The sequence below is a fragment of the Kitasatospora sp. NPDC057965 genome, from assembly GCF_042887135.1.
GTDB lineage: Bacteria > Actinomycetota > Actinomycetes > Streptomycetales > Streptomycetaceae > Kitasatospora.
In genome coordinates, this window is the sequence record NZ_JBHVPZ010000007.1 from 220,818 (window position 1) to 247,698 (window position 26,881).

General features: G+C 72.4%; 22 protein-coding genes. 11 read left to right on the plus strand and 11 right to left on the minus strand.

Annotated elements, in window-relative coordinates; genetic code table 11:
- Positions 1-4 precede the first annotated feature (4 nt).
- Positions 5-2,158, minus strand: coding sequence for a 4-alpha-glucanotransferase (gene malQ / locus ACFVVU_RS11645; protein ID WP_387789583.1), 2,154 nt, complete (start codon positions 2,156-2,158; stop codon positions 5-7).
- Positions 2,159-2,471: 313 nt separating this feature from the next.
- Here malQ and ACFVVU_RS11650 point away from each other — a divergent pair, with 313 nt between their 5' ends.
- Positions 2,472-6,554, plus strand: a complete 4,083-nt coding sequence (locus tag ACFVVU_RS11650) for a beta-N-acetylglucosaminidase domain-containing protein (protein ID WP_387789450.1) — start codon at positions 2,472-2,474, stop codon at positions 6,552-6,554.
- 102 nt (positions 6,555-6,656) lie between these two features.
- On the opposite strand, the gene ACFVVU_RS11655 is transcribed toward ACFVVU_RS11650, so the two are convergent.
- Complete coding sequence (locus tag ACFVVU_RS11655; protein WP_355368362.1) at positions 6,657-7,301, minus strand: HNH endonuclease; 645 nt, start codon at positions 7,299-7,301, stop codon at positions 6,657-6,659.
- 437 nt (positions 7,302-7,738) lie between these two features.
- Here ACFVVU_RS11655 and ACFVVU_RS11660 point away from each other — a divergent pair, with 437 nt between their 5' ends.
- On the plus strand, positions 7,739-8,950 hold the full coding sequence (locus ACFVVU_RS11660; RefSeq protein WP_387789452.1) for a mechanosensitive ion channel family protein: 1,212 nt from the start codon (positions 7,739-7,741) through the stop codon (positions 8,948-8,950).
- A 173-nt stretch (positions 8,951-9,123) separates the two neighbouring features.
- Here the strand turns inward: ACFVVU_RS11660 and ACFVVU_RS11665 are convergent, their stop codons facing one another.
- The 7 genes from ACFVVU_RS11665 to ACFVVU_RS11695 form a co-directional block, all read right to left on the minus strand.
- Positions 9,124-9,834 carry an SDR family NAD(P)-dependent oxidoreductase gene (locus tag ACFVVU_RS11665; RefSeq protein WP_387789454.1) on the minus strand — a complete coding sequence of 237 codons (711 nt, stop codon included), beginning with the start codon at positions 9,832-9,834 and terminating at the stop codon, positions 9,124-9,126.
- Between the two features lie 103 nt (positions 9,835-9,937).
- Positions 9,938-11,152, minus strand: coding sequence for a tetratricopeptide repeat protein (locus ACFVVU_RS11670; protein ID WP_387789455.1), 1,215 nt, complete (start codon positions 11,150-11,152; stop codon positions 9,938-9,940).
- A gap of 36 nt (positions 11,153-11,188) precedes the next feature.
- Positions 11,189-12,115, minus strand: coding sequence for a hypothetical protein (locus tag ACFVVU_RS11675; RefSeq protein WP_387789457.1), 927 nt, complete (start codon positions 12,113-12,115; stop codon positions 11,189-11,191).
- A gap of 113 nt (positions 12,116-12,228) precedes the next feature.
- Complete coding sequence (locus ACFVVU_RS11680; protein ID WP_355368374.1) at positions 12,229-12,405, minus strand: hypothetical protein; 177 nt, start codon at positions 12,403-12,405, stop codon at positions 12,229-12,231.
- A 200-nt stretch (positions 12,406-12,605) separates the two neighbouring features.
- Positions 12,606-13,457, minus strand: coding sequence for a helix-turn-helix domain-containing protein (locus tag ACFVVU_RS11685; RefSeq protein WP_387789584.1), 852 nt, complete (start codon positions 13,455-13,457; stop codon positions 12,606-12,608).
- A complete protein-coding gene (locus ACFVVU_RS11690) occupies positions 13,454-13,972 on the minus strand; it encodes a DUF6879 family protein (protein WP_387789458.1) in 519 nt (172 codons plus the stop codon). Before ACFVVU_RS11690 ends, ACFVVU_RS11685 begins: the two co-directional genes overlap by 4 nt.
- Entirely contained in the window at positions 13,950-14,177 is a 228-nt protein-coding gene (locus ACFVVU_RS11695) for a hypothetical protein (protein WP_387789460.1), read from the minus strand. The genes ACFVVU_RS11690 and ACFVVU_RS11695 overlap by 23 nt, the downstream gene beginning before the upstream one ends.
- Positions 14,178-14,749: 572 nt before the next feature.
- Here ACFVVU_RS11695 and ACFVVU_RS11700 point away from each other — a divergent pair.
- From ACFVVU_RS11700 to ACFVVU_RS11740, 9 genes are all read left to right on the plus strand, one after another.
- Positions 14,750-15,193: a Scr1 family TA system antitoxin-like transcriptional regulator gene (locus ACFVVU_RS11700; protein WP_387789461.1), complete on the plus strand. Its 444-nt coding sequence runs from the start codon at positions 14,750-14,752 to the stop codon at positions 15,191-15,193.
- Positions 15,190-15,426, plus strand: a complete 237-nt coding sequence (locus tag ACFVVU_RS11705) for a DUF397 domain-containing protein (protein ID WP_387789463.1) — start codon at positions 15,190-15,192, stop codon at positions 15,424-15,426. The genes ACFVVU_RS11700 and ACFVVU_RS11705 overlap by 4 nt, the downstream gene beginning before the upstream one ends.
- A 506-nt stretch (positions 15,427-15,932) precedes the next feature.
- Complete coding sequence (locus tag ACFVVU_RS11710) at positions 15,933-17,123, plus strand: ROK family protein (RefSeq protein WP_380684945.1); 1,191 nt, start codon at positions 15,933-15,935, stop codon at positions 17,121-17,123.
- A 152-nt stretch (positions 17,124-17,275) separates the two neighbouring features.
- Positions 17,276-18,637 carry an ABC transporter substrate-binding protein gene (locus tag ACFVVU_RS11715; RefSeq protein ID WP_380684944.1) on the plus strand — a complete coding sequence of 454 codons (1,362 nt, stop codon included), beginning with the start codon at positions 17,276-17,278 and terminating at the stop codon, positions 18,635-18,637.
- A gap of 39 nt (positions 18,638-18,676) precedes the next feature.
- Positions 18,677-19,675 (plus strand): carbohydrate ABC transporter permease, encoded by a 999-nt coding sequence (locus ACFVVU_RS11720; RefSeq protein ID WP_380684943.1) that lies wholly within the window; start codon positions 18,677-18,679, stop codon positions 19,673-19,675.
- A 16-nt stretch (positions 19,676-19,691) separates the two neighbouring features.
- Positions 19,692-20,615 (plus strand): carbohydrate ABC transporter permease, encoded by a 924-nt coding sequence (locus ACFVVU_RS11725; RefSeq protein ID WP_380684942.1) that lies wholly within the window; start codon positions 19,692-19,694, stop codon positions 20,613-20,615.
- Entirely contained in the window at positions 20,615-21,910 is a 1,296-nt protein-coding gene (locus ACFVVU_RS11730) for a 6-phospho-beta-glucosidase (RefSeq protein ID WP_387789466.1), read from the plus strand. Before ACFVVU_RS11725 ends, ACFVVU_RS11730 begins: the two co-directional genes overlap by 1 nt.
- Before the next feature lie 150 nt (positions 21,911-22,060).
- Positions 22,061-23,080, plus strand: coding sequence for an N-acetylglucosamine kinase (locus tag ACFVVU_RS11735; protein ID WP_380684940.1), 1,020 nt, complete (start codon positions 22,061-22,063; stop codon positions 23,078-23,080).
- Positions 23,081-23,245: 165 nt separating this feature from the next.
- Positions 23,246-23,824 (plus strand): hypothetical protein, encoded by a 579-nt coding sequence (locus ACFVVU_RS11740; RefSeq protein ID WP_380684939.1) that lies wholly within the window; start codon positions 23,246-23,248, stop codon positions 23,822-23,824.
- Positions 23,825-23,903: 79 nt separating this feature from the next.
- Here ACFVVU_RS11740 and ACFVVU_RS11745 read toward each other — a convergent pair whose 3' ends face one another.
- Positions 23,904-25,958, minus strand: a complete 2,055-nt coding sequence (locus ACFVVU_RS11745; protein WP_387789468.1) for a glycoside hydrolase domain-containing protein — start codon at positions 25,956-25,958, stop codon at positions 23,904-23,906.
- A gap of 264 nt (positions 25,959-26,222) precedes the next feature.
- Positions 26,223-26,783: a DUF4291 domain-containing protein gene (locus ACFVVU_RS11750; protein WP_387789470.1), complete on the minus strand. Its 561-nt coding sequence runs from the start codon at positions 26,781-26,783 to the stop codon at positions 26,223-26,225.
- Positions 26,784-26,881 lie beyond the last annotated feature (98 nt).

The following is a 26,881-nucleotide window of genomic DNA, read 5'->3' on the forward strand; positions in this document are numbered from 1 at the left end:
CAACTTACCCGTCACTTACGCCGGGCCGCTCGGCGGGGTCGGCCTTTGGGGCATGTCCGACGATTCCCCGCCCGGCGCCCAGCGGGCGCAGCAGATCCGCGAGGACGCGGACGTCCGGGGCCGCGGCCAGGGCGTCCAGGGTGACCGGCGTCCCGGAGCCGTCGGCGACCGGCAGGCGCCAGTTCGGGTACTGGTCCCAGGTGCCCGGGAGGTTCTGCGGGCGCGGGTCCCCGACCACGTCCGGCAGCCAGACGCCGACCAGTCCGGCCGGGGTGGCGGCCAGGAAGCGGTGCAGCGCGAGGGCCGACAGCGGCTCCTCCGCGCCCAGCAGGCCCAGCCGGACCAGCTCGGCCCGCCAGTCGGCCAGCTCGGCGGCGGCCTGCGCCTGCTCCTCGCCCAGCGGGCGGGCCAGCAGGCCCAGCCGGTGGCGCAGCTCCACGTGCTCGCCGGAGAGCCGGGCGGCGGTGGACGGCAGGTCGTGGGTGGTCAGGGTGGCGAGGCTGCCCGCGCGCCACCGCGGGGGCGGCAGGATCCCGCCCCCGGCCTGCCAGTCCCGCTCGAACCAGAGCACCGAGGTGCCGAGCACGCCGCGTTCCGCCAGCTCCTCGCGGACGCCGGGCTCCACGGTGCCGAGGTCCTCGCCGATCACCGCGGCGCCGGCCCGGTGCGCCTCCAGGGCGAGCACGGCGAGCATCGCCTCGGCGTCGTAGCGGACGTACACGCCCTCGGTCGGGGCGTGCCCGGCCGGCACCCACCAGAGCCGGAAGAGGCCCATCACGTGGTCGATCCGCAGCGCGCCGGCGTGCCGGGCGGCCGAGCGGATCAGCTCGGCGAACGGCGCGTAGCCGGCGGCGGCCAGCGCGTCCGGGCGCCAGGGCGGCAGGCCCCAGTCCTGGCCGTGCGCGTTGAAGGCGTCCGGGGGCGCGCCGACCGAGATGCCGGTGGCCAGGGCGTCCTGCAGCGCCCAGGCGTCGGCGCCGTCCGGGTGGACGCCGACCGCGAGGTCGTGCACCAGGCCGAGCGGCATCCCGGCGGTGCGGGCGGCCCGCTGGGCCCGGTCGAGCTGGCGGTCGGTCTGCCAGGCCAGCCAGCGGTGCAGGTCGACCCGGTCGGCGAGCTCGGCGGCCTGCTGCCGCACGTGCGGGGAGCCGGGGTGGCGCAGGCCCTTCGGCCAGTGGTGGTGGTCGGCGCCGTGCCGTTCGGCCAGCGCGTTCCAGACCGCGTACCGCTCCAGCCACTCGCCCTCGCGCTCCCGGTAGGCGTCGAACGCGGCGGTTCGGACGGCGCCGTGCCGGGCCGCGTGGCGCCGGTACTCGGCGTGCAGCAGCTCCAGGGCGCGGCGCTTGAGGGCCCACACCTCGTCGCGGTCGATCAGGCCGTCGTGCTCCAGCACCTCGGAGCGCAGCCGGGCGGCGCGGGCCAGCAGCTCGTCCGCCTCCTCGCGCGCGGCGCCGGTCAGGTAGGCGTACTCGGGGACCTCCTCGACCCGCAGGTGGACCGGGTCGGCGAAGCGGCGGGAGGAGGGGCGGTACGGGGACGGGTCGGAGGGGACGGCGGGCAGGGCGGCGTGCAGCGGGTTGATCTGGAGGAAGCCGGCGCCCAGCGAGCCCGCCCAGGTGGCGAGGTCGGCGAGGTCGGCGAGGTCGCCCATGCCCCAGGAGCGGTCGGAGAGGACGGAGTAGAGCTGGGCGAGGAAGCCCCAGCTCCGGCCGGGGAGGGCGGGCAGGCGCTCGGGGGCGACGATCAGGTGGGCGGTGGCGGCGGGGCGGCCGGGGAGGTCGGCGTGCAGGGTGTGCCGGCCGGGCGGGAGGTCGGCGGGCAGCCAGTGGGCGTGGCCGCGCGGCAGCTCCCAGCGGCCGCCCTGCTCCAGGGCGACGGCGAGCCGGGTGTCGGCGGGCAGGTCGAGCGCGGTGCGGCGGCCGGCCCGGGCCACCACGGTGGGGGGCAGCAGCCGGGCGCGCTGCTCGGCCCGGTGCCGGGCGAGCGCCGCGCGGGCGGCCTCGGGGGCGGCGGCGTCCACACCGAGCGCGGCGAGCACGGCGACCAGGGTGCGGGCGCCGGCCGGCACGCCGCCGGGGCCGCAGCGGGTGTCCACCCCGTGGGCCCGCGCCAGGGCCACCAGTTCGGGCGGGGGCGGCGGCGCGTCCTGCGCCGGCACGTCCAGGCCGTCGGCTCCGTCACGGTCGAGATAAGCGGCCACTCGCGGCTCCTGCGATGTCTCGGCAACGCCCAGTCAGGACAGCCACAGTCCTACCCGGGTGACGGCCCGGTGACCCGGTGGACACACGCGGCCGAAGGGGTGGGACACGGCGGAGGGGAGCGGCCCGGGAGGGCGGAGAGTCCTCTTTAAAGGGGTCTTAAGTCCGGCGTAAATCGGACAAAATCGGCATACCCGTCGACGGCGTTGACACCGGGAAACGTAGCTGGTGGGCTTTGGCGCGATGTGGTTCCGGCCTGGCGAGGAGGCTCCTGTGCAAGCCCGAGTGTCCGAGGTGGCCGGGCGGCGGCTCCGTCAGCAACTGGAGCAGAGCCCGTCGCTGCGCGAGGTGCTCCAGCACCCCGCCGCCCTCGCGGCACGGCGGGCCACCGCGCGGACGTGCCGTCAACTCGCGCCCAGGACGGCGGACCGGCTGATCGCGGACCTCAAGGGCACCGAACCGCTGCTCCGCTCCGTGCGGGTCGAGCGCGAGCTGGCCGCCCGTCCCGGGGCGCCGAGCCGGCGCACCCTCCAGGTGGCGGCCACCCTGTCGGCGGCGGCCGTGGTCGGCGGCCTGCTGGTGAGCGGACCGGCCGCGTACGCGCAGGCTCCCGGGTTCGCCCCCGGGCCGGACGTGGTGAGCAGCGCCCCGCAGACCCCGCTCGGCAGCGTGAGCGACCCCCAGGTCTTCCCCCGCCCGCAGGAGCAGCGGGTGGCCGGCAAGCCGGTCACCGTGCCGGGCTCCGTCATCCTGGTCGCCGCGCCCCGGGCGGACCGCGGCGCGGTCGCCGCGGTGCACGAGGTGCTGGGCGTCGCCGGGGCGGCCGCCGTGACCCCGCTGCCGCCGCCCGCGGCGCCGGTCGCCGGCTCGCTGGTGGTGTACGTCGGCGGCGCCGGTGAGGGCGCGGGCGGCGAGACCGACCGGATCCTGCGCGAGCTCACGGCGGCGGCCGGCGGCAAGGAGGGCACGGCGCCGAGCACGGCCGGAATGCCGTCCGGCGGCTACGTACTGGCGGCCGGTCAGCTGCCGGTGGCGTCCGGCGGCAGCTACGGCGCGGTCGTCCTGGCCGGCGCCGACGCGACCGGCACCTTCTACGCGGCGCAGTCGCTGCGCCAACTGCTGGCCGCCGTCCCGGCCGAGCAGGGCCAGGCGCCGGGCGCCGCCGGTCTCGGCCTGCCCGGGATCACGCTGCGCGACTGGCCCTCGGGCTCCCCGGTGCGCGGCACCGCCGAGGCGTTCTACGGCACCCCGTGGACCCAGCAGCAGCGGTTGGACCAGCTGGACTTCCTCGGCCGCTCCAAGCAGAACCTCTACCTCTACGCCCCGGGCGACGACCCGTACCGCACCTCCCGCTGGCGGGACGCCTACCCACGCGCGAAGGCCGACGACCTGCGCGCGCTGGCGGACCGCGCCACGCGCAACCACGTCGCGCTCGGCTACGCGATCGACCCGGGGCAGTCCTTCTGCTACAGCTCCGGCAAGGACGCGGACGCGCTGGTCGCCAAGCTGGACGGGCTGCGCGGGCTCGGCTTCACCGCGTTCCAGCTGCAGTTCCTGGACGTCTCCTACGACGAGTGGCACTGCTCCGACGACCGGGCCAGGTACGGCACCGGCCCGGCCGCCGCCGCCAAGGCGCAGGCCGAGCTGGTCGCCAAGGTGCAGGACCGGCTGATCACCGCGAACCCGGGCCTGGCGCCGCTGTCGGTGGTCCCCACCGAGTACCACCAGCAGGGCGCCACCCCGTACCGCACGGCGCTGGCCGACGCGCTGCCGACGGCCGTCCAGGTGGCCTGGAGCGGGGTCGGGGTGATCCCGGAGCGGATCACCGGCACGCAGGTCGGCGACACCGCGGAGCTGTACCGGCACCCGCTGGTCACGATGGACAACTACCCGGTCAACGACGCCACCCCGGACCGGCTCTTCCTCGGTGCCTACACCGGCCGCGACTCCGAGGTGGCCACCCGCTCGGCCGTCATGCTGACCGGCGCGATGCAGCAGCCGGTCGCTTCCCGGATCGCGCTCGCCACGGCCGGGGACTTCGCCTGGAACCCGGTCGCCTACAAGCCGGAGGACTCCTGGCGGGCGGCGCTGCGGTCGCTGGCCGGCCCGACCGGCGCGACGGCGACGCCCACCGGGGAGACGCTGCCGGCGGTCACCGCGCTGGCCGGGAACAGCGTCTCCTCGCCGCTGGCCAAGCAGGAGTCCGGCTACCTGCTGCCGCTGCTGGACCGGTTCTGGGCCACCGCCGAGCCGACCTCGGGCACCGCGCCCGACCTCGCCAAGCTGATCGAGGCGGCCGTCCCGCTGCGGGAGGCGTTCACCGCGATGGCGGGTGCCCAGCAGACCCTGGCCGCCGCCCCGGCGACCGCCCAGCTGGCCACCGAGGCCGCGTCCTGGCTGGCGCCGCTGCGCGACTACGGCCTCGGCGGGAACGCCGCTCTGGACATGCTGCTGGCGCAGCGCGGCGGGGACGGCGGGGCCGCCTGGAAGGCCCGGGTGGAGCTGACCAAGCTGCGCGAGCAGCTGGGCCAGAGCCCGGCGACGGTCGGCGCGGGCGTGCTCGGCCCGTTCCTGGAGCGCGCGCTGCGCGCCGCCGACACCTGGGCCGGTGTGCAGGGCGGCGGCATCACCGCGACCACCACGCTGGGCAGCGCGAGCGACCATCTGCCGGCGCTGATGGCCGACGGCCTCGCGGACACCTTCTACTGGAGTTCGGCGCCGCCGCAGGCGGGCGACTCGGTGGGCCTGGACCTCGGCGGCGGGCGCCCGGTGGGCAGCGTGACCGTGCTGATGGGCTCCTGGGGAAGTGGTCCGGACGGCCCGAGCGCGCTCGACGACTACATCCGCGACGGCGTGCTGGAGTACTCCACCGGCGAGGGCGGCTGGAAGAAGCTGGCCTCGGTGAAGAACCAGAAGTCGGTCTCGGCGCAGCTGCCGGCCGGGACGGTCGTCCGGGCGGTCCGGCTGCGGGCCACCGCCGCGCAGAAGACCGCGGTCGCGGTCCGCGAGTTCTCGGTGACCGCACCGGACGAGCTGCCGGCCAGTGTCAGCGGCGGTCCGGCCGCGCTGCCCGGCTCGTCGGCCGCCGCGGTGCTGGACGGCAACCCGGACACCGCCTACCGGGCGGCCGCCGCGCCGACCGCGCTGGACGAGCCGCTCACCGTCGAACTGGGCGCCGCCCGGCCGCTGGACCGGCTCACCATCCTCACCGATCCCGGCGTCCGGGCCTCGGCCACCGTCTCGGTGCGCCACCCGGACGGCTCCTGGACGGAGATCGGCACGGTGCAGCCGGGCTGGAACGAGCTGTCGGCCGGCGGTCTGCCCGCCGACGCGTTCCGGCTGGCCTGGAAGCCCGGCGGGGAGCCGCCCGTGGTCAACCAGGTGATCCCCTGGTACGCGGACGCCCCGGCGGCCCGGCTGAGCCTGGCCGACGCCTCGGTGGACGCGGTGACCGGGGAGGCCGAGCCGGTGCAGGCGCGGGCGGTCGTCGAGGCCGGGCGGCCGGAGGGTGTCACCGGGGAGCTGCGCACCGAGGTGCCGGCGGTCGCCAAGGGGCTGACCGTGGCACCGGTCACCGGGGTGAGCGTGCCGCGGGGCGGGAAGGTCGGCGTGCCGCTGATGGTCACCGCCGGGCCGGAGACGCCGACGGGGACGTACCAGGTGCCGGTGGTGTTCGTGGCCGGGCAGACCACCGTCCGCCAGGTGCTCCAGGTGCACGTGGTGCCGCCGACCGGCGGGCCGGACCTGGCGATCACCGCGCAGGCCACCTCGTCGGCCGACGAGACGGCGGGCTTCCCGGCCGCGGCGGTGGCCGACCAGGACCCGAAGAGCCGCTGGTCCTCGCCGCCCGCCGACGACGCCTGGGTGCAGCTGGAGCTGCCGCAGGCCACCCACCTGGGCTCGGCGGTGCTGCACTGGCAGACCGCGTACGCCGCGTCGTACAAGCTCCAGGCCTCGTCGGACGGCCGGTCCTGGACCACGGTCGCGACGGTGGACAACGGTGCGGGCGGCAACGAGACGGTGCGGTTCGACGCGCCGGGCGCCAAGTTCCTGCGGATGCAGGGCGTGGCCCGGGGCACCAAGTACGGCTACTCGCTGTGGGGCATCGAGCTGTACGCCGTCGCCGGCGCGGGCGGGACGGCGGCGCCGTCCGTGCCCCTGCCGGTCGTGCCGTTGCCGACGGTCCCGGTGACGCCGCCGACCGGGACGCCGGGCGGCGGCCAGCAGTCGGGCGGCCAGGCCGGCGGCCCGGCGCCGACCGCCCCGCCGGCCGTGCCGACGCCCTCCGCCACCCCGAGCGGCACCCCGTCCTTCCCGACGCCCGGCCCGAGCGGCACCCCGTCCAAGCAGCCGTAACACGCCCTGAACGGCGGGCCGCCGCGCTCCCCGGCTGGGGGGTGCGCGGCGGCCCATGAGGCGTACCGATGGTTTGACGGGCAAGCCCTTGTGGTGCGGAGGTCAGGCGGAGAGCGGTTCGGGCTGCTCGCCGCGGCGGACGGGTGCGGGGTGGCCGGCGTGTGCGCGGCCGAGCGGCACGGGGTGGACGGCGTCGGTATGGTCGTGGTGTTCGTACTCGCCCCACTGCGGGGCGCGCAGCTGGTCCCCGCCGCCGTACGGCTCCAGGTAGGGCCGCCAGCGCGGGTCCTTGATGCCGGTGCCGATGATCCGCCAGGCCAGTCCGGTGGGCGGGGCCGGCGGCCGCTTCATCCGCCAGCCGAGTTCGGTGAGGTGGCGGTCGGCCTTGGTGTGGTTGCAGCGGCGGCAGGCCGCCACCACGTTGTCCCACCGGTGCTGGCCTCCCCGGCTGCGCGGGATGACGTGGTCGACGCTGGTGGCGGCGGCCCCGCAGTAGACGCATCGGCCGTGGTCGCGGGCGAACAGCGCCCGCCGGGTGAGCGGGACGGGCCCGCAGAACGGGACCCGAACGAAGCGGGTCAGACGGACGACGGACGGCGCCGGAAGGGCGCTGGTTGCGCTGTGCAGAGTGACACCCGAGTCCTCCAGGCTGACCGCCTTGTGGTTGAGGACGAGGATGAGCGCGCGGCGCATCGATACGACGCCGAGTGGCTCGTACGACGCGTTGAGGACCAGGACATGCGGCACGGATGCCTCCTTGGACGCCTGCGGCGCGTGGCTCGCGCCGGGACGAGCGGTTGGATCGCGCAACGGGTGCGTGATCTCCCCCAGTGTCGCCTTACGCCTTCGTACGGCGCCACCACTCCTGTGTAACGGACCTGACGTGAACTCCGGGTGTGGCATCTGTCATACCCGGTATGCCCGGGGGCGGAGCGGGTTGCACGCCGGTGCCCCGGCGGGGTGGCGCTGGGCCGGTCGGAGCAGTGCGGAAAACGGCGCGCGGGCGCTCGGACGGGGCGTTCACGCGGATCCGCACGCCCTTCGGACAGCCGATCGGCGTGTCAAGGTGCGGGCCGGGCGGCGGCTAGGGTAGTGCGGACGGTCCCGCAGGCCAGGGGGCGTGCCACCCGGGTGTGCCCGGTGTCGGCGGGCCGTGCCACGACCCCAGCAGGAAGGTCCCGCACGTGTTCCGGTCCGGTGCCGCCGGCCTCCTCGCCGACGCGTCCGCCACGACGCCGGCCTCGACGCCCGTCCCGTCCCCGACTCCCACGGCCCCGCAGTCGCCGCTCGACCTGAGAATCCCGACGAGCGCGCAGGAGGTCTCCGACACCACCCGGCAGGCCGCCGGCTGGTTCGACGAGCACTGGCAGGACTGGCTCGCGAGCGGGATCCGGATCGTCTTCATCATCGTGCTGGCACTGGTGCTGCGGGCGATGGTGCGCAAGGTGATCACCCAGCTGATCACGCGGATGCTCCCGGACGAGGGCGAGGAGGAGCCGAGCCGCCTCGGCGGACTGCTGGCCAACACCGGGGTGGTCAACCCCGAGCGGCGCCGGCAGCGCGCGGAGGCGATCGGCTCGGTGCTGCGCAGCGTCGCCTCGTTCACCATCCTGGGCACGGCGGCGCTGATGGTGCTGTCGGCGCTCGGGATGAACCTGGCGCCGCTGCTGGCGAGCGCCGGTGTGGCCGGTGTGGCGATCGGTTTCGGCGCCCGCAACCTGGTCACCGACTTCCTCTCCGGGGTCTTCATGATCATGGAGGACCAGTACGGCGTCGGCGACGAGATCGACACCGGGGTGGCCACCGGCACGGTGCTGGAGGTCGGCCTGCGGGTGACCAAGCTGCGCGGCGCGGGCGGCGAGATCTGGTACATCCGCAACGGCGAGGTGAAGCGGATCGCCAACATGAGCCAGGGCTGGTCGACGGCCTCGGTGGACGTCCAGGTCGGCTACAAGGAGGACCTGGAGCGGGTCGAGGCGCTGATCACGGAGACCGCCGAGGCGATGGCCAAGGAGGCGCCGTACGACGAGCTGGTCTGGGCGCCGTTCAAGATCCTCGGCGTGGAGTCGGTCGCGGCGGACTCGGTGGTGCTGCGGATCGAGGCCCGGACCGCCCCCGGCAAGTCGCTGAGCGTGGCGCGGGCGCTGCGCCAGCGGGTCAAGCGGGTGCTCGACGAGGCCGGCATCAAGGTCAAGGAGGAGGTCCCGCTCGCCGCCGCCGTGGGTGCCGGCACCGGGACCACCGCCGCGGCGACCGTGCTGGCCACCGCCGCCGTCCCGGGCACCGACCCGGCCCCGCCGTCCGCGCTGTCCGACCCCTCCTCGGCGGGCTACAAGGCGGCCACCCCGATACCGTCCCCGGTCCGCCCGCCCGACGACGCCACCAAGACCCCCTGACCTGTGCGGCGCTCGGCCGGGCGTTCCCGGCCGAGCGCTCGGTTGGTGGCGCAGCCGCTGTTGCTCGCACTCCACCGGGCGGACCTGCCTGGCCACTCCGCAGCGGACCTGGTGAGGTCTGTCCGTGCCGTGACCGCCCCTCCGACTCAGCTGACAGTCGAGCCGGGTACAGCTCACCAATCGAGAGGCTTGCGCTCGTAGAAGAGGCCGCCTGTGGAACCTCCGTCAGGGAGGGTGGCGAGCCAGACTGGTGTGTCTGCGGCTTCCTCGGGGGTGCGGTCGGTCTCGCCGTAGGCCATGCGGGTGTTCGTCCTGCCCGGGGAGACAGCGTTTACGAGGATGCCGGTGCCGACGAGTTCTGCGGCGAGGATCTGGGTGAGCGCGTTGAGCCCGGCCTTGGCGACGCGGTAGGAGACGTTGCCGGTCCCCATGTTGCTCTGGGAGCCGAGATGGCTGGTGATGTTGACGATGCGGCCGTAGCCGTTCTTGCGCATCTCGGGCACGGCGGCGGCAGCAAGGCGCCAGGCCCCGAGGAGATTGGTGTCCAGGGTCGCCCGGATTCGCTCGAAGTCGGGCGCGGAGGCTACCTGGCCGCGATCGACAGCGACGGCGGCGTTGTTGATCAGCACGTCGAGGCGGCCGAGCGAGGCTGCCGCGTCAGCGACGGCACGGGCGACGCTGGCCGGGTCGGTGACGTCCAGTTGGTGGGAGTCCACGAACAACCCCTTGCGGCCGAGGGCTTCCTCCGCCTCGCGGCCGGCGAGGCGGTCGCGCACACCGAGGACCACGTGCATGCCCTGTTCAGCAAGTCGGGTGGCGATGGCGAGGCCGAGGCCGCGGTTTCCGCCGGAGACGAGGGCGACGCGCGCGGTGGGATGGGCCATACGGACAGTCTGGCGAGCAACTGGTCGAGGCGCTGGGCTTTCGGATCCTTCGTGATGGGGGCCTTCGCGCTGTCGCGTATCGGATCGGCCGAATACACCCTCCCTACCGGGGCACCGACGGGGGGTTCGTGAGCGTGCGAAGAGCCCGATCACGTGCGCGGAAGCCGAAACTGATGAGGGTGACGCTCTCTCCGGCACCGAGCGGCGTCCGGCCGTGCGGCGTGAGCGCGCCGTCGAATACGACACAGTCACCCTCGCCGAGATCGCATTCGAGATAGCCGTTGGCGTTGATGAACACCGTGGTGCTCACCGTGGGCGCACCGGTGACGCGAGCACGCTTGAGACAGAGGATCAGGTTGGCCTCACCGAAGCCGGACTCGTCGAGGTGGAAGTCGAGGAACTGCCCTTCCTCGTAGCCGATGTAAACGCCGGTGTGCGGCTGCCCGACCTCCAGGCCGGTGGACCGTGCTACGACTGCGGCGAGATCGGCCTGTGCGGCGAACCGGTTCGCGGCGTCGCCGACGGCCGCGTTCCACTTGCCGTTGTGGAGGTATCCGTCAGCGGTTACGGCCTTCTCGGCCTCCTCCGCCATGGCGGCGATCAGCTCGACGGGAAATGACTGATCACGCAGGTGGCGCGGGCTTACACGTTGGTGTGTAGTGAGCTCGCGCACAGCGTCCCGGAGAACAGGGAAGTCCCCTGCCCACCGGGCCGGCGCCCGGACCGTGGTGCAGGCCTGGAGCCATCCGGTCCACCTACGGCTCCACTCACTCGGTGCCTCGCCGAGCAGCAGCTCGACCCGGACGAGTGCGTCCTGCGTGGACTCGACCAGCTCGGTGTTCCCCTTGGCGATCCGCAGCCTGAGGGCCTCTTGCAGAAGAGTCCGGGCCTCCGCGTGGTCGCCGCGTTCCATCAGGTGCTTGCCGGTGTGCTGGAGGGCGAAGTCGACGAGTTCCGGGTGCCGGCTTCGCGCGGTGTTCAACGCGCTGCGGTAAAGCGCGTCCGCGGTCTGTACGTCACCGGCGTAGCGGTGGGCGTCCCCGAGGTTGAGCCCGGTGGCGACGACCGCCCGGGTGTTGCCGCCGGCTTCGGCCAGGTCGAGCGACTGCCGGAGGAACATACGCGCTTCATCGTGGTGGCCCAGGCACATCTGGCCGATACCGATCCACCTGGCGAGGACCCGAGTACGACCGGGGTCGGTCTCCTCGGGCAGGGCCCGTAGTTCCTCATGGAGGTGCCCGACCGCGCTGGTCAGCTCGTTCCGATCGGTGGGGACCATCCGCAGGTTGTCGTCCTGTGTGATGAGGTGCTGGAGCACGTGACCCTTCCCTCGTTCAGTTCTGCTCAGTGGGTGCTACAGCTGGTCGGTCTGGTGACGCAGGTCCGCCAGTAGCTCCGCCCCGTGGGGGGAGAAGTGCTGACGCAGGAGTTCGAGTTCGCGCATGAGGTAGCGGACGGCCGGCAGGCCCTCGTCGTAGGCGGACTGCAAGCTCGCGCGCTCGTTGGGCGTCAGATCGTCGCGGTTCAGTTCGGTCTGGCGGAACCGCAACAGTTGGTTGTAGACGCAGGTCGCGTGGAAGGCCCGGTCAATCTCCCAGAACTGGTTGCGGGCCACTCCCTGCGCGGCGCGCCACGCAATTTCGATCTTGGGCGAGGTCTGGGACGAGTATCCGTCGGCGAAGACCTGGTTCTGGAGGATGTGGAAGCTGATCGACTGGTGCGTCCCCTCGTGCAGCAGGTTCTCTGCCAGGAAGAGGGAGGACGGCTGCTCGCTGACGGTGTTCGGCGGGATGTGGTGCCGCGCCTTCTCGGAGAACACGATGACGTACGGGAGCGCCGGGTCGCTGGAGCTGGTCAGCGAGGAGGTGCGGACGCCGGACTTGAGGCCCACCCACAGGAGCCCACGGACGAATTCGCGCATGCGGGCGAACCCCTCGGGGTGGACCAGCGACAGGCGGTCCAGTGCCCGGGTCAGCGCCTCGCGGCGCTCGTCGGTATGCTCGATGATCTCGTAGTCCGCCAGATTGATCTCGTCAGCGATCTCGCCGGGAAGCTCGGAGTCGAGCCAGTCGAAGCTCACCCCGGCCACGGACACATTGTCGCTGCGCAGGGACCGGGCGTGCTCCGCGTAAGGGGTACCGGACTTGACGAGGCGCTCCATCAGGACGAACGGCAGAGCACTTTCCGCGCCTTCCTCGCGCAGGTGGATCAGATCCGGGTCCTTCCGGCCGAGGTCGAAGAAGGAGCCGGCGGGGACGCGGGTGGCGATGGTGGTCTTCAATGCGGACTCTCCTTGATCGGGGTGTGTGCGCCGCCGAGCGGCGGGTCGGCTCGGATGATCACGGAGCCGACCCGCCATGCCGGCAACCAACCGGCTTCAGTTCGGAACTGCGGTCAGACCTCGGTCTCCACCGGGGCGAAGTCGCCGTCCGGGACCCAGTGGTCCAGGCGGCGGGTCAGGGACTCGACGGACGTCGCCGGGGCGAAGTCGCCGTCCGGGACCGAGTGGTCCAAGCGGCGGGTCAGGTTGGTGACCTGCGGGTCACCGGACTGGTTGGTGGTGTCGCTCACGTGCCTCTCCAATCGGGCTGGCCCTGCTCGCCCGGGAGTGGACGAGCAGTGGTGGCGGTGCGGCCCGGCCCGGCGGAAGGCCCTTCCGTCGGGCCGGGAGATCATGGGCGGCCTGCACCCGGGCGGCAGCTCGGGTCGTTTGGAGACGGTAGGAAACGACGGGGGGCACGGTCGACGAACTTGCTTGAGCTTGCTCGCATTCACCCGAGTGCGTTGATGGCTCCAGTGATGAGCGATCTCGCCTCAGCACCGTAGACAGCGATGCTGGCCAGCTCGGAGAATGCCTGGCCGTATTCGGAGATCTCGGCCGGCTGATTGATGGTGAGGTGGGCGGAGACGAGCTCGACGTTCACCTGCGCATCGTCGTAGACGGTGAAGGACTCAACCGGCCAGCCGGTGCCTCTGGCCGAACCGAGGGGAATCACCCCAAGACTCACCGACGGGAGGGAGCCGACGGTGATGAGATGGCCGAGCTGACCGACCAGGATGTCCGGAGTGCCGATGACGGTCCGCAGCACCCACTCCTCGATCAGGATGGCGAACCGATGGTCTCCCGTGTACAGCACCTTCTGCCGCTCCATTCGCACGGCAACAGCGTCGTCGACATCGTCGGGAGTGCTGCGCAACGAAACGATCGTGCTCAGCACTGCGCGCGTGTAGGCCGCCGTCTGGAGCAGGCCGGGGATGACCCACGACTGGTACATCCGGAATCGCCGCGTGCGCTCGAAGAGGGGGCGTACGGACTCCTGCGCCCGCTTGAGGCCGACGCGCTCAAGGCGCCGCCACTCAACGTACATTCCCTCGATGTTCCGGGCCGTCGCGATGAGGTCTGCCGCCTGATCCGGGACGCCGCAGATGGCCGTCCAGGCGCGTAGGTCCGCTTCCGAGGGCATCACTCGGCCGCTCTGGATCTTGGAGCATTTCGATTCATGCCACCCAGCAGCTTCGGCCAGCGCCCGCGCACTGAGTCCGGAGTCTCGCCGGATATCGCGCAGACGCTGGCCCAGGGACTGCTTGGCTTGCTGAACGCTGGACGACGCGGACACGATCAGCGCAGCCGGAAGTCCTCGTGCGGGACCGCCCGTTCCCAGACGGCCTCGAATGCGGTGGCGCAGAGCTTCACCGTCCGGTGATCGGTGTCGAGCTCGTCGTCCACGAAGTCGCCGTCACCGCTGAAGTGATGGACCAGGAGAACCTGGCCGTCGATCAGCCAGAAGTCGTTGCCCGGGAGCGCCAGGCCGGTCGCCTGCCGCCGGGGAAGCCACCTGACCTGCTCACCGGAGGCGACGTTCCGGAACGTGACCTCGTGCTCGAACCGGATGTACTCGCTTACCGGTTCCGAGACGACCCGCGCGCGCCGCACCTCAACGCCGCGGCTCGTGGTCTCCTCGATAAGCTGCAACCAGGGGCTCCACCACGAGGAGCGGTCGGCAGGGTCGTCGCGCTGTCCGCTGAGCCAACGGAGGAACAGCGGGTCGTCCCGCATGTAGCCATCGCGCATCTCCAGATGGAGAGCTGAGCGGGTACAGGTCCGCAGCAGATCCTCAAGCGATGGGACTGCTGCCACCGTTCACCTCCGGGAAGAACCGCATCATTCGCCTGGGGAATTCGATCACGGTCTCGTGCCCGGGAATGTCCATCTGCGCCAGACGTTCCGGGTCGAGCACCTTCCAGCCCTGGAGGACGTAGTTGCCCGTCGCGTCGTCGAAGTAGACCGTCGGGGACTTGCCTTCGGGGCTGTCGGGATCTTGTCCGAGCTTGTGCAGTGCCACGGTGAGCCTCCTAGCAGGTCGGAGCCGATCGCCTTGAGCGATCTTGCCGTGCAAGTCGCCACTCGCACCATGAACTTGCTTGAACTTGCCTGAACTGCCCTGTCAGATGGTCGAACTCGCCTTCCTGTACGGCGGGCCCGGAAACGCGGGTCCGCCCGGTGCGCGTCAATCTTTTACTCCCCCTGGTACAGGGCGGCCCGGCCGTTGTCGGCCGGGTCGCCCACCTGTCGCTGCGATGGCAGGTCGGGCCAGATGGGAGCACTCCCACAACTCCGATAGCCGAGCGTGGCACGGGCGCTGCGCCAGCGGGTCAAGGCGGCGCTGGACGAGGCCGGGATCAAGGTCAAGGAGGAACTCCCAGTCCTGCGGCGGCCATGGCGGCGGCGAGCTGTTTCCGGTGTGCGCCCGGGAGATGGGCGGCATGCGGGTGTGCGAGCAGGTCCCGCACGCTGCCCCTTCCCGAACGGTGCGCGCCCGGCCGACCCGAGCAAACCGGCCCCGGGGCTGCGGGCTATGCCGCCGCCCCGGGCCGGGCCTGGTTCAGGGGGCGGAAGCAGACGACCTTGCCGTCCTTGAGCGACGGTCCAGGTGACGACCAGATCGAGTCCGGCACGAAGGTGCGGACCCTGCGTCAGCGACGCCTCACCGACGAACCGCCGCTGAAGCACACGGCCTATTTCAGCGAGGTCGCCCTTCTGCTGAAGGGCGACCTCGACATCCTCGCCGGCCAGATCCGCCATGCGGTCAAGGTTGCGGAGTTCGATCACGTCACCCTGCGAATGGTGCCGCTGGAGGCGGGACGGCGGGGCGTGCTGACCTCAGGGCTGGTACTCATGCGATTCGCGGAGCCCGAATCACGGCACGTATTTCTCGAAGCCGTCGGCGGTATGCTCAACCGCGGGTCAGGGTGGGAAGTACGCCGGGCGGAGCGCGCGTTCGAGCGTCTGGACCGACTCGCTCTCTCACCTCAGGACACCATCGCCGCGTTGCAGAAGAAGCTGGAAGAGATCTCGTGACCACTCCGCACGACCCGTATGACCACGACCCCAAGGCCGCGCTCTGGGCGATCTCGCAGTACTCCGGGGACAACAGCGGATCCTGCGTCCGCGTAGCCCACTTCGACAACGGCGATGTCTGGCTCGGCGACGACAAGCACCTCGACCGGCCTCCCCTCGCATTCCGTCCGGACGAGTGGGCCGCGTTCGTGAAGTCCATCAAGAACGGCGACCCGAACTTCCCGGCCGCCTGACCTCATCGCGGGTGAACTTGAGCCCCGCCGCCCGAGCAACTCGGGCGGCGGGGCTTCGTGCTTTGATCACGGAGACCGCCGAGGGACCCGCCTCCGGACGGATGCACCCCGACCTTCGGCCTTCTCGCCTGCGCCGGAATTCCGTCGCCGCTTCGGCCCGGCCGAAGCGGCGACGGGCGACAGATCCTGCGGCAAGGTCTGACCCTTCTTCAGAGAGGCTGCCTCATCGGCCGAGGAGGCAGCCTCTCTCCAGTTGGTGATGCGGCCCCTCGATGAATCCAGAGACCGCATCACCAATCCGCCTTCTCTCATTTCTCATGAAGTTCTCTTTTCGAGGTCGGCCGGTGCGGGGCCGCCTGCGGGCCGGTAACGAGTCGGCATCCTCCGGTGGAAGGACCATTGACACCCCGCTGACGGGGACCGTACGGTCCTGTCCCGAGCGACTGGAAAGTTTCCTAACAGTTCGCCACGAGCCGTCGGCCGACCAGGGGAGGGAGGATCTTCGCGTGACCAGGAACACCGCCAAGTCTCCCCTCGCCGGCACCCCCAGCTTGCTGCGTGCCATCAACGACCGCGCCGCGCTGGAACTCCTGCTGGAGAACGGGCCGCTGTCCCGCACCCAGATCGGCACCCTGACCGGGCTCTCCAAGCCCACCGCCTCCCAGCTGCTGGCCCGCCTGGAGGCGGCCGGGCTGGTGCTGCCGGTGGGCACCACGGCCGGCGGGCCGGGCCCCAACGCGCAGCTGTACCAGGTGAACCCGGCCGCCGGCTACGTCGCCGGACTGGACGTCACCAACAGCCACGTCCGGGTCGCGGTCGCCGACATCACCGGCACCACGCTCGCCGAGCACGTCGTGCCCACCAAGGGCTGGGCGGCGGCCGAGACGGTGCCCCGGGTCGCCGCGGCGGTCGCCGGGACGGCGCGCGCCGCCGGCCTCGCCGAGGGCGCCCTGCACACCGTGGTGATCGGCGTCGGCGGCGCGCCGGACCCGGTCACCGGCAAGCTGCGCTACGCCTCCCACCTGCCCGGCTGGCACGCCCCGCGGCTGGCCGAGGGCCTCGCCGCGGCGATCGGCGCGCCGGTGACGATCGAGAACGACGTGAACCTCGCCGCCGTCGCCGAGCAGTCCTCCGGCGCGGCCCGCGGGTTCGAGGACTTCGTGCTGCTCTGGGCCGGTGAGGGCATCGGCGCGGCGATCGTGATCGCCGGCCGGCTGCACCGCGGCTTCACCGGCGGCGCCGGGGAGGTCGGCTACATGCCGGTGCCCGGCGCTCCGGTGGTCAAGGACGTCCGCCGCCGCAACTCCGGCGGGTTCCAGGAACTGGTCGGCGCCCCCGCCGTCCGGGCCCTGGCCAAGGAGCACGGGCTCGGCGCGCCGACCGCCGAGGAGTCGGTCGCCAGGGCGCTGGACACCCCGGGCGCGGGCGACGCGTTCCTCGCCGAACTGGCCGCCCGGCTGGCCGTCGGACTGGCCGTGATCGTCGCCGTCGTCGACCCCCGGCTCGTGGTGGTCTCCGGCGGGGTGCCGAACGCGGGCGGCGAACGGCTGCGGGCCCTGGTCGCCGAGGAACTGGCCCGGATCGCGGCCGCCCGGCCCGAGGTCCGCGGCAGCGCGCTGACCGGCTCGCCCGTCCTGCTCGGCGCGCTGGAACGCGCGCTGACGGCCGCCCGTGAGGCGGTCTTCTCCACACACTGACGCCCGACGGACAAACAGCACCGACCGCACCGCACCGCGCTCCCCCGCAGCCCGACGCTCCACCGCACGCCCTGCACCCACCTCTCCCCTACCCCCGAACGCGGGACCCGAGGCAATGACGCCTGCCCGCGCAGCCCCAGGAGGACCTCGAAGTGCACTCCACCACCTCCCACTCCCGCAGAGGCCGCCGCACCATCGCCGCCGTGGCCGGCAGCGCCGTCCTCGCCCTGCTCGCCACCGCCTGCACCGGCAGCAGCGACGGCTCCGGCAGCGACGACTCGGCCAGTGGCAAGGACGTCACCATCACCTTCTGGCACGGCTGGAGCCAGGACTCCGAGGTGAAGGCGATCAACGACAACATCGCCGCCTTCGAGAAGGCCCACCCCAACATCAAGGTGAAGGCCGTCGGCAACATCGCCGACGACAAGGTCAACCAGTCGCTGCGGGCGGGCGGTGACGACGCCCCCGACGTGGTCTCCTCGTTCACCACCAACAACGTCGGCATGTTCTGCTCGACCAAGGCGTTCGTCGACCTCAAGCCGCTGCTGGCCAAGGACGGCATCGACGCCGCCAAGACCTTCCCGGCCGCGATGCTCGACTACACGCAGTTCCAGGGCAACCAGTGCTCGCTGCCGCTGCTCGGCGACGCGTTCGGCCTGTACTACAACAAGAAGGCCTTCGCCGCCGCCGGCATCACCTCCGCGCCGAAGACCTTCAGCGAGTTCGCCGAGGCCGCCAAGAAGCTCACCATCGCCGAGGGCGACGGCTACAAGCAGCTCGGCTTCATGCCGCTCTACCACGGCTACGAGTCGACCACCGAGCACTTCCTCGGCCAGTACGGCCCGACGTACTTCGACGGCTCCGGCAAGTCCACCATCGCCACCGACCCGAAGGTCGCCGCGATGATGAAGTGGCAGAAGGGCCTGGTCGACCAGCTCGGCGGCTACGACAAGCTGGACAAGTTCCGCTCCACCTTCGGCGAGGAGTTCAGCGCCAAGAACCCGTTCAACACCGGCCAGGTCGCGATGGCCATCGACGGCGAGTGGCGCACCGCCTCGCTCGCCACCGACAAGCCGGACATCGACTGGGCCACCGCGCCGTTCCCGGTGCCGGACGACCAGGCCGACACCTACGGCCGCGGCTACCAGACCGGCACCATCGTCGGCATCGCCAGCACCAGCAAGAAGCAGGCCGCCGCCTGGGAGTTCGTCAAGTTCCTGACCACCGACACCGACGCGGTGGTCTCCTTCGCCAACGCGATCCACAACGTGCCGAGCACCCTCGCCGCGCTGGAGTCGCCGAAGCTGATCGCCGACGAGAACTTCAAGACCTTCGTGAACATCGCGAAGAACGCGCACTCCGGCACCACGCCGGCGGTCGTCAACGGCGGCGGCTACATCGTCTCGCTGCAGAACCTCGGCTACGACTACGAGTCGGGCAAGCAGGGCGACCTCGCGGCCGGCCTCGCCGCCACCGCCAAGGAGATCGACGCCGCCATCGCCCAGGCCAAGTAGCGGCCTCCCCCGCGCGTCCGGCCCGTCCACGGAGCACCCATGTCACTCGCGTCCGCCACCCGCAAGGGGGCCGGAGCGACCGCCCCGGCGGCGCCTCCCGTGCAGCAGCAGCTGCGCCGGAAGCGCCGCCGGGCGGCGGCCCGCAACCTGGCCTTCCTCTCCCCCTGGCTGATCGGCTTCAGCGTCTTCTTCCTGTACCCGCTGATCTCGACCATCTACTTCTCGTTCACCAAGTACAACGGCTTCGGCTCGCCCTCCTTCAGCGGCCTGAAGAACTGGGACTACGTCTTCAACGACCTCCCGGCGTTCTGGCAGGGCCTGCGCAACACCCTGTGGCTGGTCGTCATCATGGTGAGCCTGCGGGTGGCGTTCGGCCTCGGCATCGGGATGCTGATCACCAAGATCAAGAGCGGCGTGGGCTTCTTCCGCACCGCCTTCTACCTGCCCTACCTGGCCCCGCCGGTGGCCGCCACGGTCGCCTTCGCCTTCCTGCTCAACCCCGGCACCGGCCCGGTCAACCACTTCCTGGGCGAGATCGGGCTGCCGCAGCCCGGCTGGTTCGCCGACCCGAACTGGTCCAAGCCCGCGCTCACCCTGCTCGCCATGTGGGGCGTCGGCGACCTGATGGTGATCTTCATGGCGTCCCTGTTGGACGTCCCGCGGGAGCAGTACGAGGCCGCCGAACTCGACGGCGCCGGCCCGTTCCAGCGGTTCCGGTACGTCACCCTGCCGAACATCTCGCCGATCATCATGTTCGCGGTGGTCACCGGGGTCATCCAGACCATGCAGTACTACACGCAGGCGATCGTCGCCGCGAAGGTCGCCAGCGGCAACGCGGCCGGCTCCGGCCAGCAGTTCGAGCCCGGCTATCCGTCCGGCTCCACCTGGACGCTGCCGCAGATGGTCTACAACCTCGGCTTCCAGCGCTTCAACTACGGTGCGGCGTGCGTCGTCGCCCTGGTGCTGTTCGTCATCTCGATGGCCGTCACCTCGGTGCTGCTGCGCCGCCGGTCCGGCTTCATGGCCAACGACGACTAGCGGGGACACGAAAACCATGACTCTCAGCTCGACCCTCCCCGCCGAGGCGCCCGGCAAGCGGACCGGCCGGGGCCCCTCGCGCGGCCCGGCCACCGCCGCCGCCCGCACCGCCCGCCGCCGCGCCCTGCTCAACTGGGTGGCCGTGCACTCGCTGGCCGTCGCCGCCGGCCTGTTCTTCCTGCTGCCGTTCGTCTTCGCCTTCCTGACCTCGGTGATGTCGGACAGCCAGGCGCTCACCACCGACTACTGGCCCACCTCCTGGAACTGGGGCAACTACGGCAAGGTCTGGAACACCCCCGGCTTCCTCACCTGGTGGCGCAACACCCTGCTGTACGCGGGCCTCGGCACCGTGCTGACCGTCGTCTCCAGCCTGCCGGTCGCCTACGCGCTCGCCAAGTTCCGCTTCCGCGGTCGCAACCTGGCCCTGATGGCGGTCATCGCGATGATGATGCTGCCGCCGCAGGTCACCATCATCCCGATGTACCTGTTCTGGGCCAAGCAGCTGGGCCTGGGCGGCTCGCTCTGGCCGCTGATCATCCCGATGGCCTTCGGTGACGCCTTCTCGATCTTCCTGCTGCGGCAGTTCCTGATGACCATCCCCAAGGAGTACATCGAGGCGGCCCGGATCGACGGCTGCGGCGACCTGCGCACCCTGCTGCGGGTGGTGCTGCCGATGGCCAAGCCGGCCATCGCCGCCGTCGCGCTGTTCCAGTTCTTCTACTGCTGGAACGACTACTTCGGCCCGCAGATCTACGCCAGCAACAACCACGACGCCTGGACCCTCTCCTACGGCCTGGAGTCCTTCAAGGGCGCCCACCACACCAACTGGAACCTCACCATGGCCGCCACCCTCCTCGTGATGGCCCCGGTGATCGTCCTCTTCTTCTTCGCACAGAAGGCCTTCATCGAAGGCGTGACACTGACAGGGGTCAAGGGCTGATGTCCGCACTCAAGCTGGCCATCGTTGGCGGCGGTTCGACGTACACCCCGGAGCTGATCGACGGCTTCGCCCGGCTGCGCGACACCCTGCCGATCGCCGAGCTCGTCCTGATCGACCCGGCCGCCGAGCGGCTGGAGCTGATCGGCGGGCTGGCCCGGCGGATCTTCGCCAAGCAGGGCCACGGCGCGCTCGTCACCACCACCACCGACGTCGCGGCGGGCGTCGCCGACGCCGACGCGGTGCTGCTGCAGCTGCGGGTCGGCGGACAGGCGGCCCGCAACCAGGACGAGACCTGGCCGCTGGAGTGCGGCTGCGTCGGCCAGGAGACCACCGGCGCCGGCGGCCTCGCCAAGGCGCTGCGCACCGTGCCGGTGGTGCTCGACATCGCCGAGACGGTCCGGCGCGCCAACCCCGACGCCTGGATCGTCGACTTCACCAACCCGGTCGGCATCGTCACCCGAGCCCTGCAGAGCGCCGGTCACAAGGCCGTCGGCCTGTGCAACGTCGCCATCGGCTTCCAGCGGCGCTTCGCCAAGCACCTGGGCGTCGATCCGGAGCTGATCCGGCTCGACCACGTCGGCCTCAACCACCTCACCTGGGAGCGCGGGGTCACCCTGCTCGACGCCCCCGGCGCGGCCGGCGGCCGCGAGGTGCTGCCCGAGCTGCTCTCCGGCTTCGGCAAGGAGATCGCCGAGGACCTGCACCTGCCGCAGCCGGTGATCGAGCGGCTCGGCGTCGTGCCCTCCTACTACCTGCGGTACTTCTACCAGCACGACGTGGTGGTGGAGGAGCTGAGGTCCAAGGGCTCGCGGGCCGCCGAGGTCGCCGAGATCGAGCGGCGGCTGCTGGAGATGTACGCCGACCCGGCGCTCGACACCAAGCCGGAGCTGCTCGCCAAGCGCGGCGGCGCGTTCTACTCCGAGGCGGCGGTGCAGCTGATCGCGGCGCTGCTCGGCACCGGCGGCGGCACCTCGGTGCAGGTGGTCAACACCCGCAACGACGGCGTGCTGCCCTTCCTGCCGGACGACGCCGTGATCGAGGTACCGGCCGAGGTCGACGCGGCGGGCGTGCGCCCGCTGCCGCAGCGCCCGCTGGAGCCGCTGTACGCCGGCCTGGTCGCCGCCGTCACCGCGTACGAGCACCTCGCCCTGGACGCCGCCCTGCGCGGCGGGCGCGACCGGGTCTTCGACGCCCTGCTCGCCCACCCGCTGGTCGGCCAGATCGAACTCGCCGACCAGCTGACGGACCGGCTGCTCGCCCACAACCGCGAGCACCTCGCATGGGCGCGTGCCTGACGGACACGCCCCGGGCCTGAGCCGCCCGATCCCCGGTCCCCGGCCCGCGCTCCGTGGGGGAGTGCGGGCCGGATCGCGGGCGGAGTCACGCCACCCCCGACCGGGAAAGACCCCCGGCCGGGCCACGTTCGACGAGCCGCGGGAACCCCAATGACCCACCAGCCCGAACCGCACCTGCCCGGCGTCCTCGCCATCGACGCCGGCAACTCCAAGACCGACGTCGCCCTCATCGGCACCGACGGCTCCGTCCTCGGCTCCGCCCGGGGCGGCGGTTTCCACCCGGCGACCGTCGGCGCCGACGTCGCCGTCGCCGGCCTCGCCCCGCTGGTCGAGGAGGCCGCCGCGGCCGCCGGGGTCACCGCCTGGACCGGCCCGCTGACCGGCCACGTCAGCGCCTGCCTCGCCAACGCCGACCTGCCGGTCGAGGAGGAGGCGCTGCGCGTCGCTCTGGAGAGCCACCCCTGGGGCGCCGGCAACACCGTCGTCAACGACACCTTCGGACTGCTGCGGGCCGGCACCGACGGCCCGCGCGGCGTCGCGGTCGTCTGCGGCGCGGGCATCAACTGCGTCGGGCTGCTGCCCGACGGCCGCACCGCGCGCTTCCCGGCCCTCGGCAAGCTCACCGGTGACTGGGGCGGCGGCTGGGGCCTGGCCGGCGACGCCATGTGGCACGCGGTGCGGGCGGAGGACGGGCGCGGCGGGCCGACCGGTCTGGCCGCCGCCATCGCCGAGCACTTCGGTCTGCCCACCACCGGCGCCGTCGCCGAGGCCGTCCACCTCGGGCACCTGCCGTCCGTCCGGCTGCACGAGGTGGTCCGGGTGCTGTTCGCCGTCGCCGGGACCGGGGACGCCACGGCCCTGTCGCTGATAGACCGGCAGGCCGACGAGATCACCCGGCTCGCCGTCGTCGCCCTGCGGCGGCTGGAGCTGCTGGACACGCCCACCCCGCTGGTGCTCGGCGGCGGGGTGCTCGCCTCCCGCCAGCCGCTGCTGCTCGACAACCTGACGGCCCGGCTGACGGCCGCGGCGCCGCTCGCCGAGCCACGGATCGTGGTCGCCCCGCCGGTCCTCGGCGCGGCGCTGCTCGGGCTCGACCACCTGGGGGCCGGGCCGGAGGCCCAGGAGCGGGTCCGCCGGGCCTACGACCCGACGCACCCGGTCGCGGCGTAGCACCCCGCCCTACGCGTCCGCCCCGCCCCCGCGTCCGCCCCGCCCCCGCTTCCGTCCCCGCCGGGTCCGCACGCCCGGCGGGGACGGTCGTGTCCGGAACCGGTCACCCGGATTCCGCGTCCAGGTGGATGTCTCGTCCGGCCCCGTTCCTGGGAGACTCACCCCATGACCGCGCCCCGTCGCCTCCTCCTCGCCGTGCTGCTCTGTTGCACCGTCACCGCCGGGCTCGCCGCCTGCACCCCGATCGACGAGGACCCGACGCTCGCGGTGGCCTCGGACGACCTCGGGGACCCGGAGGACGCCGAGGACCTGGACGACCCCGCGGACCTCGCGGCCCCCGGCGACGACGGGGAGGACACCCTCGCGGCCACCCCGGACTTCTTCGCCCCCACCCCCCTCCCCCCGGCCCCCCTCTCCCCCGCCCCCTGTACCACCCACGCCGGCCGCCGGGTCGTCCAGGTCCTCGCGGTCGCCGACGGCCGGCTGACCGTCCGGCCCTCCTGCCCGCCCGGCGCCGCCGTGGTCACCCACGCCCTCGCGGCCCATGCCACCGCCACCCTCGTCGACCTCCCGCACGACGAGCCCGCCAAGGAGGTCCAGCTGCCGGTCCTGCTCGACCATCTGGACACCTGCCTCACCGGCGCCGAGCCCGAACTCCCTTACGCCTGCTACGGGAACGGCTACGACCTGACGCTGGACGCGCGCGGCCGGATCACCCGGATCCGGGAGCTGCCGACCCCCTGAAACGCCGGACCGGACCCCCGCCGCCGTGCGGTGGGAGCCCGGTCCGTGGTGTCCGCCCCGGGGCTGCGGGAGCCCGGGACTACAGCAGCTCGGAGACCTGCCAGAACCCGTTGTCGGGCCACATGGCGTAGCCGCTCTGGGTGTTGAGGGTGCCGTTGCCGTTGCCCGCCCACAGCAGCAGGGAGCCGTCGGACAGCTTGCCCGCGACGTCGGCGCGGCCGTCGTTGTTGAAGTCGCCCGCCACCAGCTCGTGGACCTGGCCGAAGCCGTTGTCCGGCCACATCGCGTAGCCGCTGTAGGTGTTCAGCCGGCCGGAGCCGTTGCCCGTCCACAGCAGCAGGGAGCCGTCGGACAGCTTGCCCGCGACGTCCGTCCAGCCGTCCCCGTTGAAGTCGGCCGCGACCAGGTCGTGGACGTTCTTGAAGCCGGTGTCCGGCCACATGGCGTAGCCGCTGCTGGTGTTGAGCGTGCCGTTGCCGTTGCCCGTCCAGAGCATCAGGGTGCCGTCCGCGGCCTTGCCGACCAGGTCGATCCTGCCGTCGCCGTTGAAGTCGCCGGCCAGCAGGTCGTGGACGTCCTTGAAGCCGGTGCCCGGCCACATGGCGTAGCCGCTCTGGGTGTTGAGGGTGCCGTTGCCGTTGCCGGTCCACAGCAGCAGGGAGCCGTCGGACAGCTTGCCCGCGACATCCGTGCGGCCGTCGCCGTTGAAGTCGGCCGCGACCAGCTCGCTGACCTGGCCGAAGCCGGTGCCCGGCCACATGGCGTAGCCGCTCTGGGTGTTGAGGGTGCCGTTGCCGTTGCCCGCCCACAGCAGCAGGGAGCCGTCGGACAGCTTGCCCGCGACGTCCTCGTTCCCGTCACCGTTGAAGTCCACCCGCACCCGGGCGCCCGGGCCCGGCGGCGGGGAGACGGCCACGTCGAGGAGGTCCTGGTCGATCTTCAGCGTGTACCCGGCGTAGGTCTCCTGGACGTCACCGCGGTACTGGCGGACGCGCTCGTGGTTGACCCACACGCTGTCCGGAATGTACGGGTCGCTGGTGGTCTCCTTGCCGTTCCAGTTGGCGCAGAACAGCACGTCCGGGATGGCGTAGCCGCTGCCCAGGTTCTTGACGATGTCGTTGATGCCGCTGGCGCCGCTGCTGTAGACGCCCGACTTGTAGCCGCGCTCGTGCAGCCGGTTGGTCCACGCGGAGAGGAAGCCCAGGACCGTGGTGGTGTACTGCGGGGTGCTGTACGCCTCCATGTCGTAGTAGAGGACGCTGCCCGGGCTGAGCCCGAGCGCGGCCGCCTTCGCGATGGCGTTGTCCGCCTCGGTGACACCGTCGGCCGGGCCGGTGATCCGCGAGGCCTGCCGGCCGACGAAGATCGGCAGGAAGCGCCAGCCGTCGGCGGTCTGCTTCTGCATCCACTCGGGGGTGAGGTTCGGCTGCTGGCAGTACATGGCGCTGCCGCCGATGTAGATGCCGATCGCGCCGTACGGGGAACCCGTCTTCCAGGCCTGCATGAGGTCGGAGCTCGGCGCGGCGCAGGCGTCGAAACCGCGGCCGGTGAAGTTGGTGACCTCGGGCGGCAGGGCGACGGGCGCGGCCGCGGCCTGCGGGGCGGCGGCCACGCCCGGCGTGGCGGCGGGCGCCTGGCCGGCCACGGACTTCGGGCTGCGGGCGGCCGTCGACCCGGCGGTCGGCAGGCCGGCGGAGGCGATGATGCCCCGGACCAGCCGCTCGTCGAGGTCGTAGGTGGCGGTGACCCGCAGGCCCGGGGCGGTGGCGGTGAGCTGGTGGTCCACCGGGTCGGCCGTGAAGCCCGCGGCGGTGCCGGCGGCGGCGGGCTCGACGAGCAGCGCCTCGGTGCGGCCCACGGCACCGGGCGGACAGCTCGCGCCGTCGCCCGGGGTGCCGAGGTAGACCACGTGGCGGTTGAAGCCGACGCAGGTCGTCGGGTCGGCGGCGAGGTCGACCACCGGCCAGTCGGCGGGGACGGTGAACCGGTGTCCCAGGTACGTGACCGGCTTGGTGTCGGACGATGCGGTCGGTGCCGGGGCGGGCGCCGCGACGGCGGTCCCCACGGTGATCGCTCCGAGCGCGAGGCAGCTGCCCGCGGTCAGGAGTATGCGTCGAATACTGATCGTCATCATCCTTTGTCTTCGGCAGGATTGCGCGTCTCACGTCACACTGTGGACGAACCGCACATGCTAGCGGCCCGCCCTGACGAACAGCCGTCGCCACGAGGACTTGACCTCAACCGGGGTTGAGGTCGTCTGATGGAGGTCCGGTCGGGTCCACGCGGTCGATGCCCGATCCGCGGCGTGGGCCCCGACCGGCCCCGGACCGGGGCCGTCTCCCGATTCCAGTGATCGTGCCGGGGAGGCGGCCCCACCCTTCGCCCGGCCCGGGCTTCGTCACACCCGGGCCAGATGGGCGAGGGACGGCGGCAGCGGGTACGGGCGCTCCGGTGGCAGCAGGCGCTGGGCCTGGGCGGTGCGGCCCTGCTGGACCAGCTCGGCGATCCGCCGCACCTGCGGGGTGAGATCGGTGATGCCGGTGATCCACTCCTCGGCGAAGGTCCGGATCAGGGTGCGGCCCACGCCCACCTGGATGCTGTAGTGGTTGAGCGCCGCGCCGCGCAGGGAGCGCTCCGGGTCCCACTGGACGTGCACCTCGGCGCCGGCGAGCAACGCGGGGTCGCCGGTGGTCGGCACGGCCCGGCCGAGCGCCTCCTCCCAGCCGGCCCGGGTGATCCGGACGGCGAGCACGCGCTCCTGCCCGGGCTTGCGGGCCCAGTTGCTGCGGTGCATCAGCCAGCGGAACGAGGGCTTGATCCAGGTCATCCGCCCGAAGGAGAACGGCGGGACGAACCGCCCGGCGGCGAGCGCCGCGTCGGCCACGGCGGGGGCGTACGCCTGGTAGACGACGAGGGTGGAGGCGTCGTGGTCGGCCCGGATCCCGTACAGCTGCTCCATGGGAGCGGACTCTGCCAGCCCGCCACCGCGGGCGCGAACGGTTTTTGACGTGGGGACAGGACGCGAAAACGGAAACGGGGAGCAGGACGTCGGACCGG

Coding starts and splice junctions, on each gene's coding strand:
- ACFVVU_RS11665 (WP_387789454.1), bottom strand. CDS start 9,834: ATGGCCCATCCCACCGCGCGCGTCGCCCTCGTCTCCGGCGGAAACCGC.
- ACFVVU_RS11720 (WP_380684943.1), top strand. CDS start 18,677: ATGTCACTCGCGTCCGCCACCCGCAAGGGGGCCGGAGCGACCGCCCCG.
- ACFVVU_RS11725 (WP_380684942.1), top strand. CDS start 19,692: ATGACTCTCAGCTCGACCCTCCCCGCCGAGGCGCCCGGCAAGCGGACC.
- ACFVVU_RS11730 (WP_387789466.1), top strand. CDS start 20,615: ATGTCCGCACTCAAGCTGGCCATCGTTGGCGGCGGTTCGACGTACACC.
- ACFVVU_RS11735 (WP_380684940.1), top strand. CDS start 22,061: ATGACCCACCAGCCCGAACCGCACCTGCCCGGCGTCCTCGCCATCGAC.
- ACFVVU_RS11740 (WP_380684939.1), top strand. CDS start 23,246: ATGACCGCGCCCCGTCGCCTCCTCCTCGCCGTGCTGCTCTGTTGCACC.
- ACFVVU_RS11745 (WP_387789468.1), bottom strand. CDS start 25,958: ATGATGACGATCAGTATTCGACGCATACTCCTGACCGCGGGCAGCTGC.
- ACFVVU_RS11750 (WP_387789470.1), bottom strand. CDS start 26,783: ATGGAGCAGCTGTACGGGATCCGGGCCGACCACGACGCCTCCACCCTC.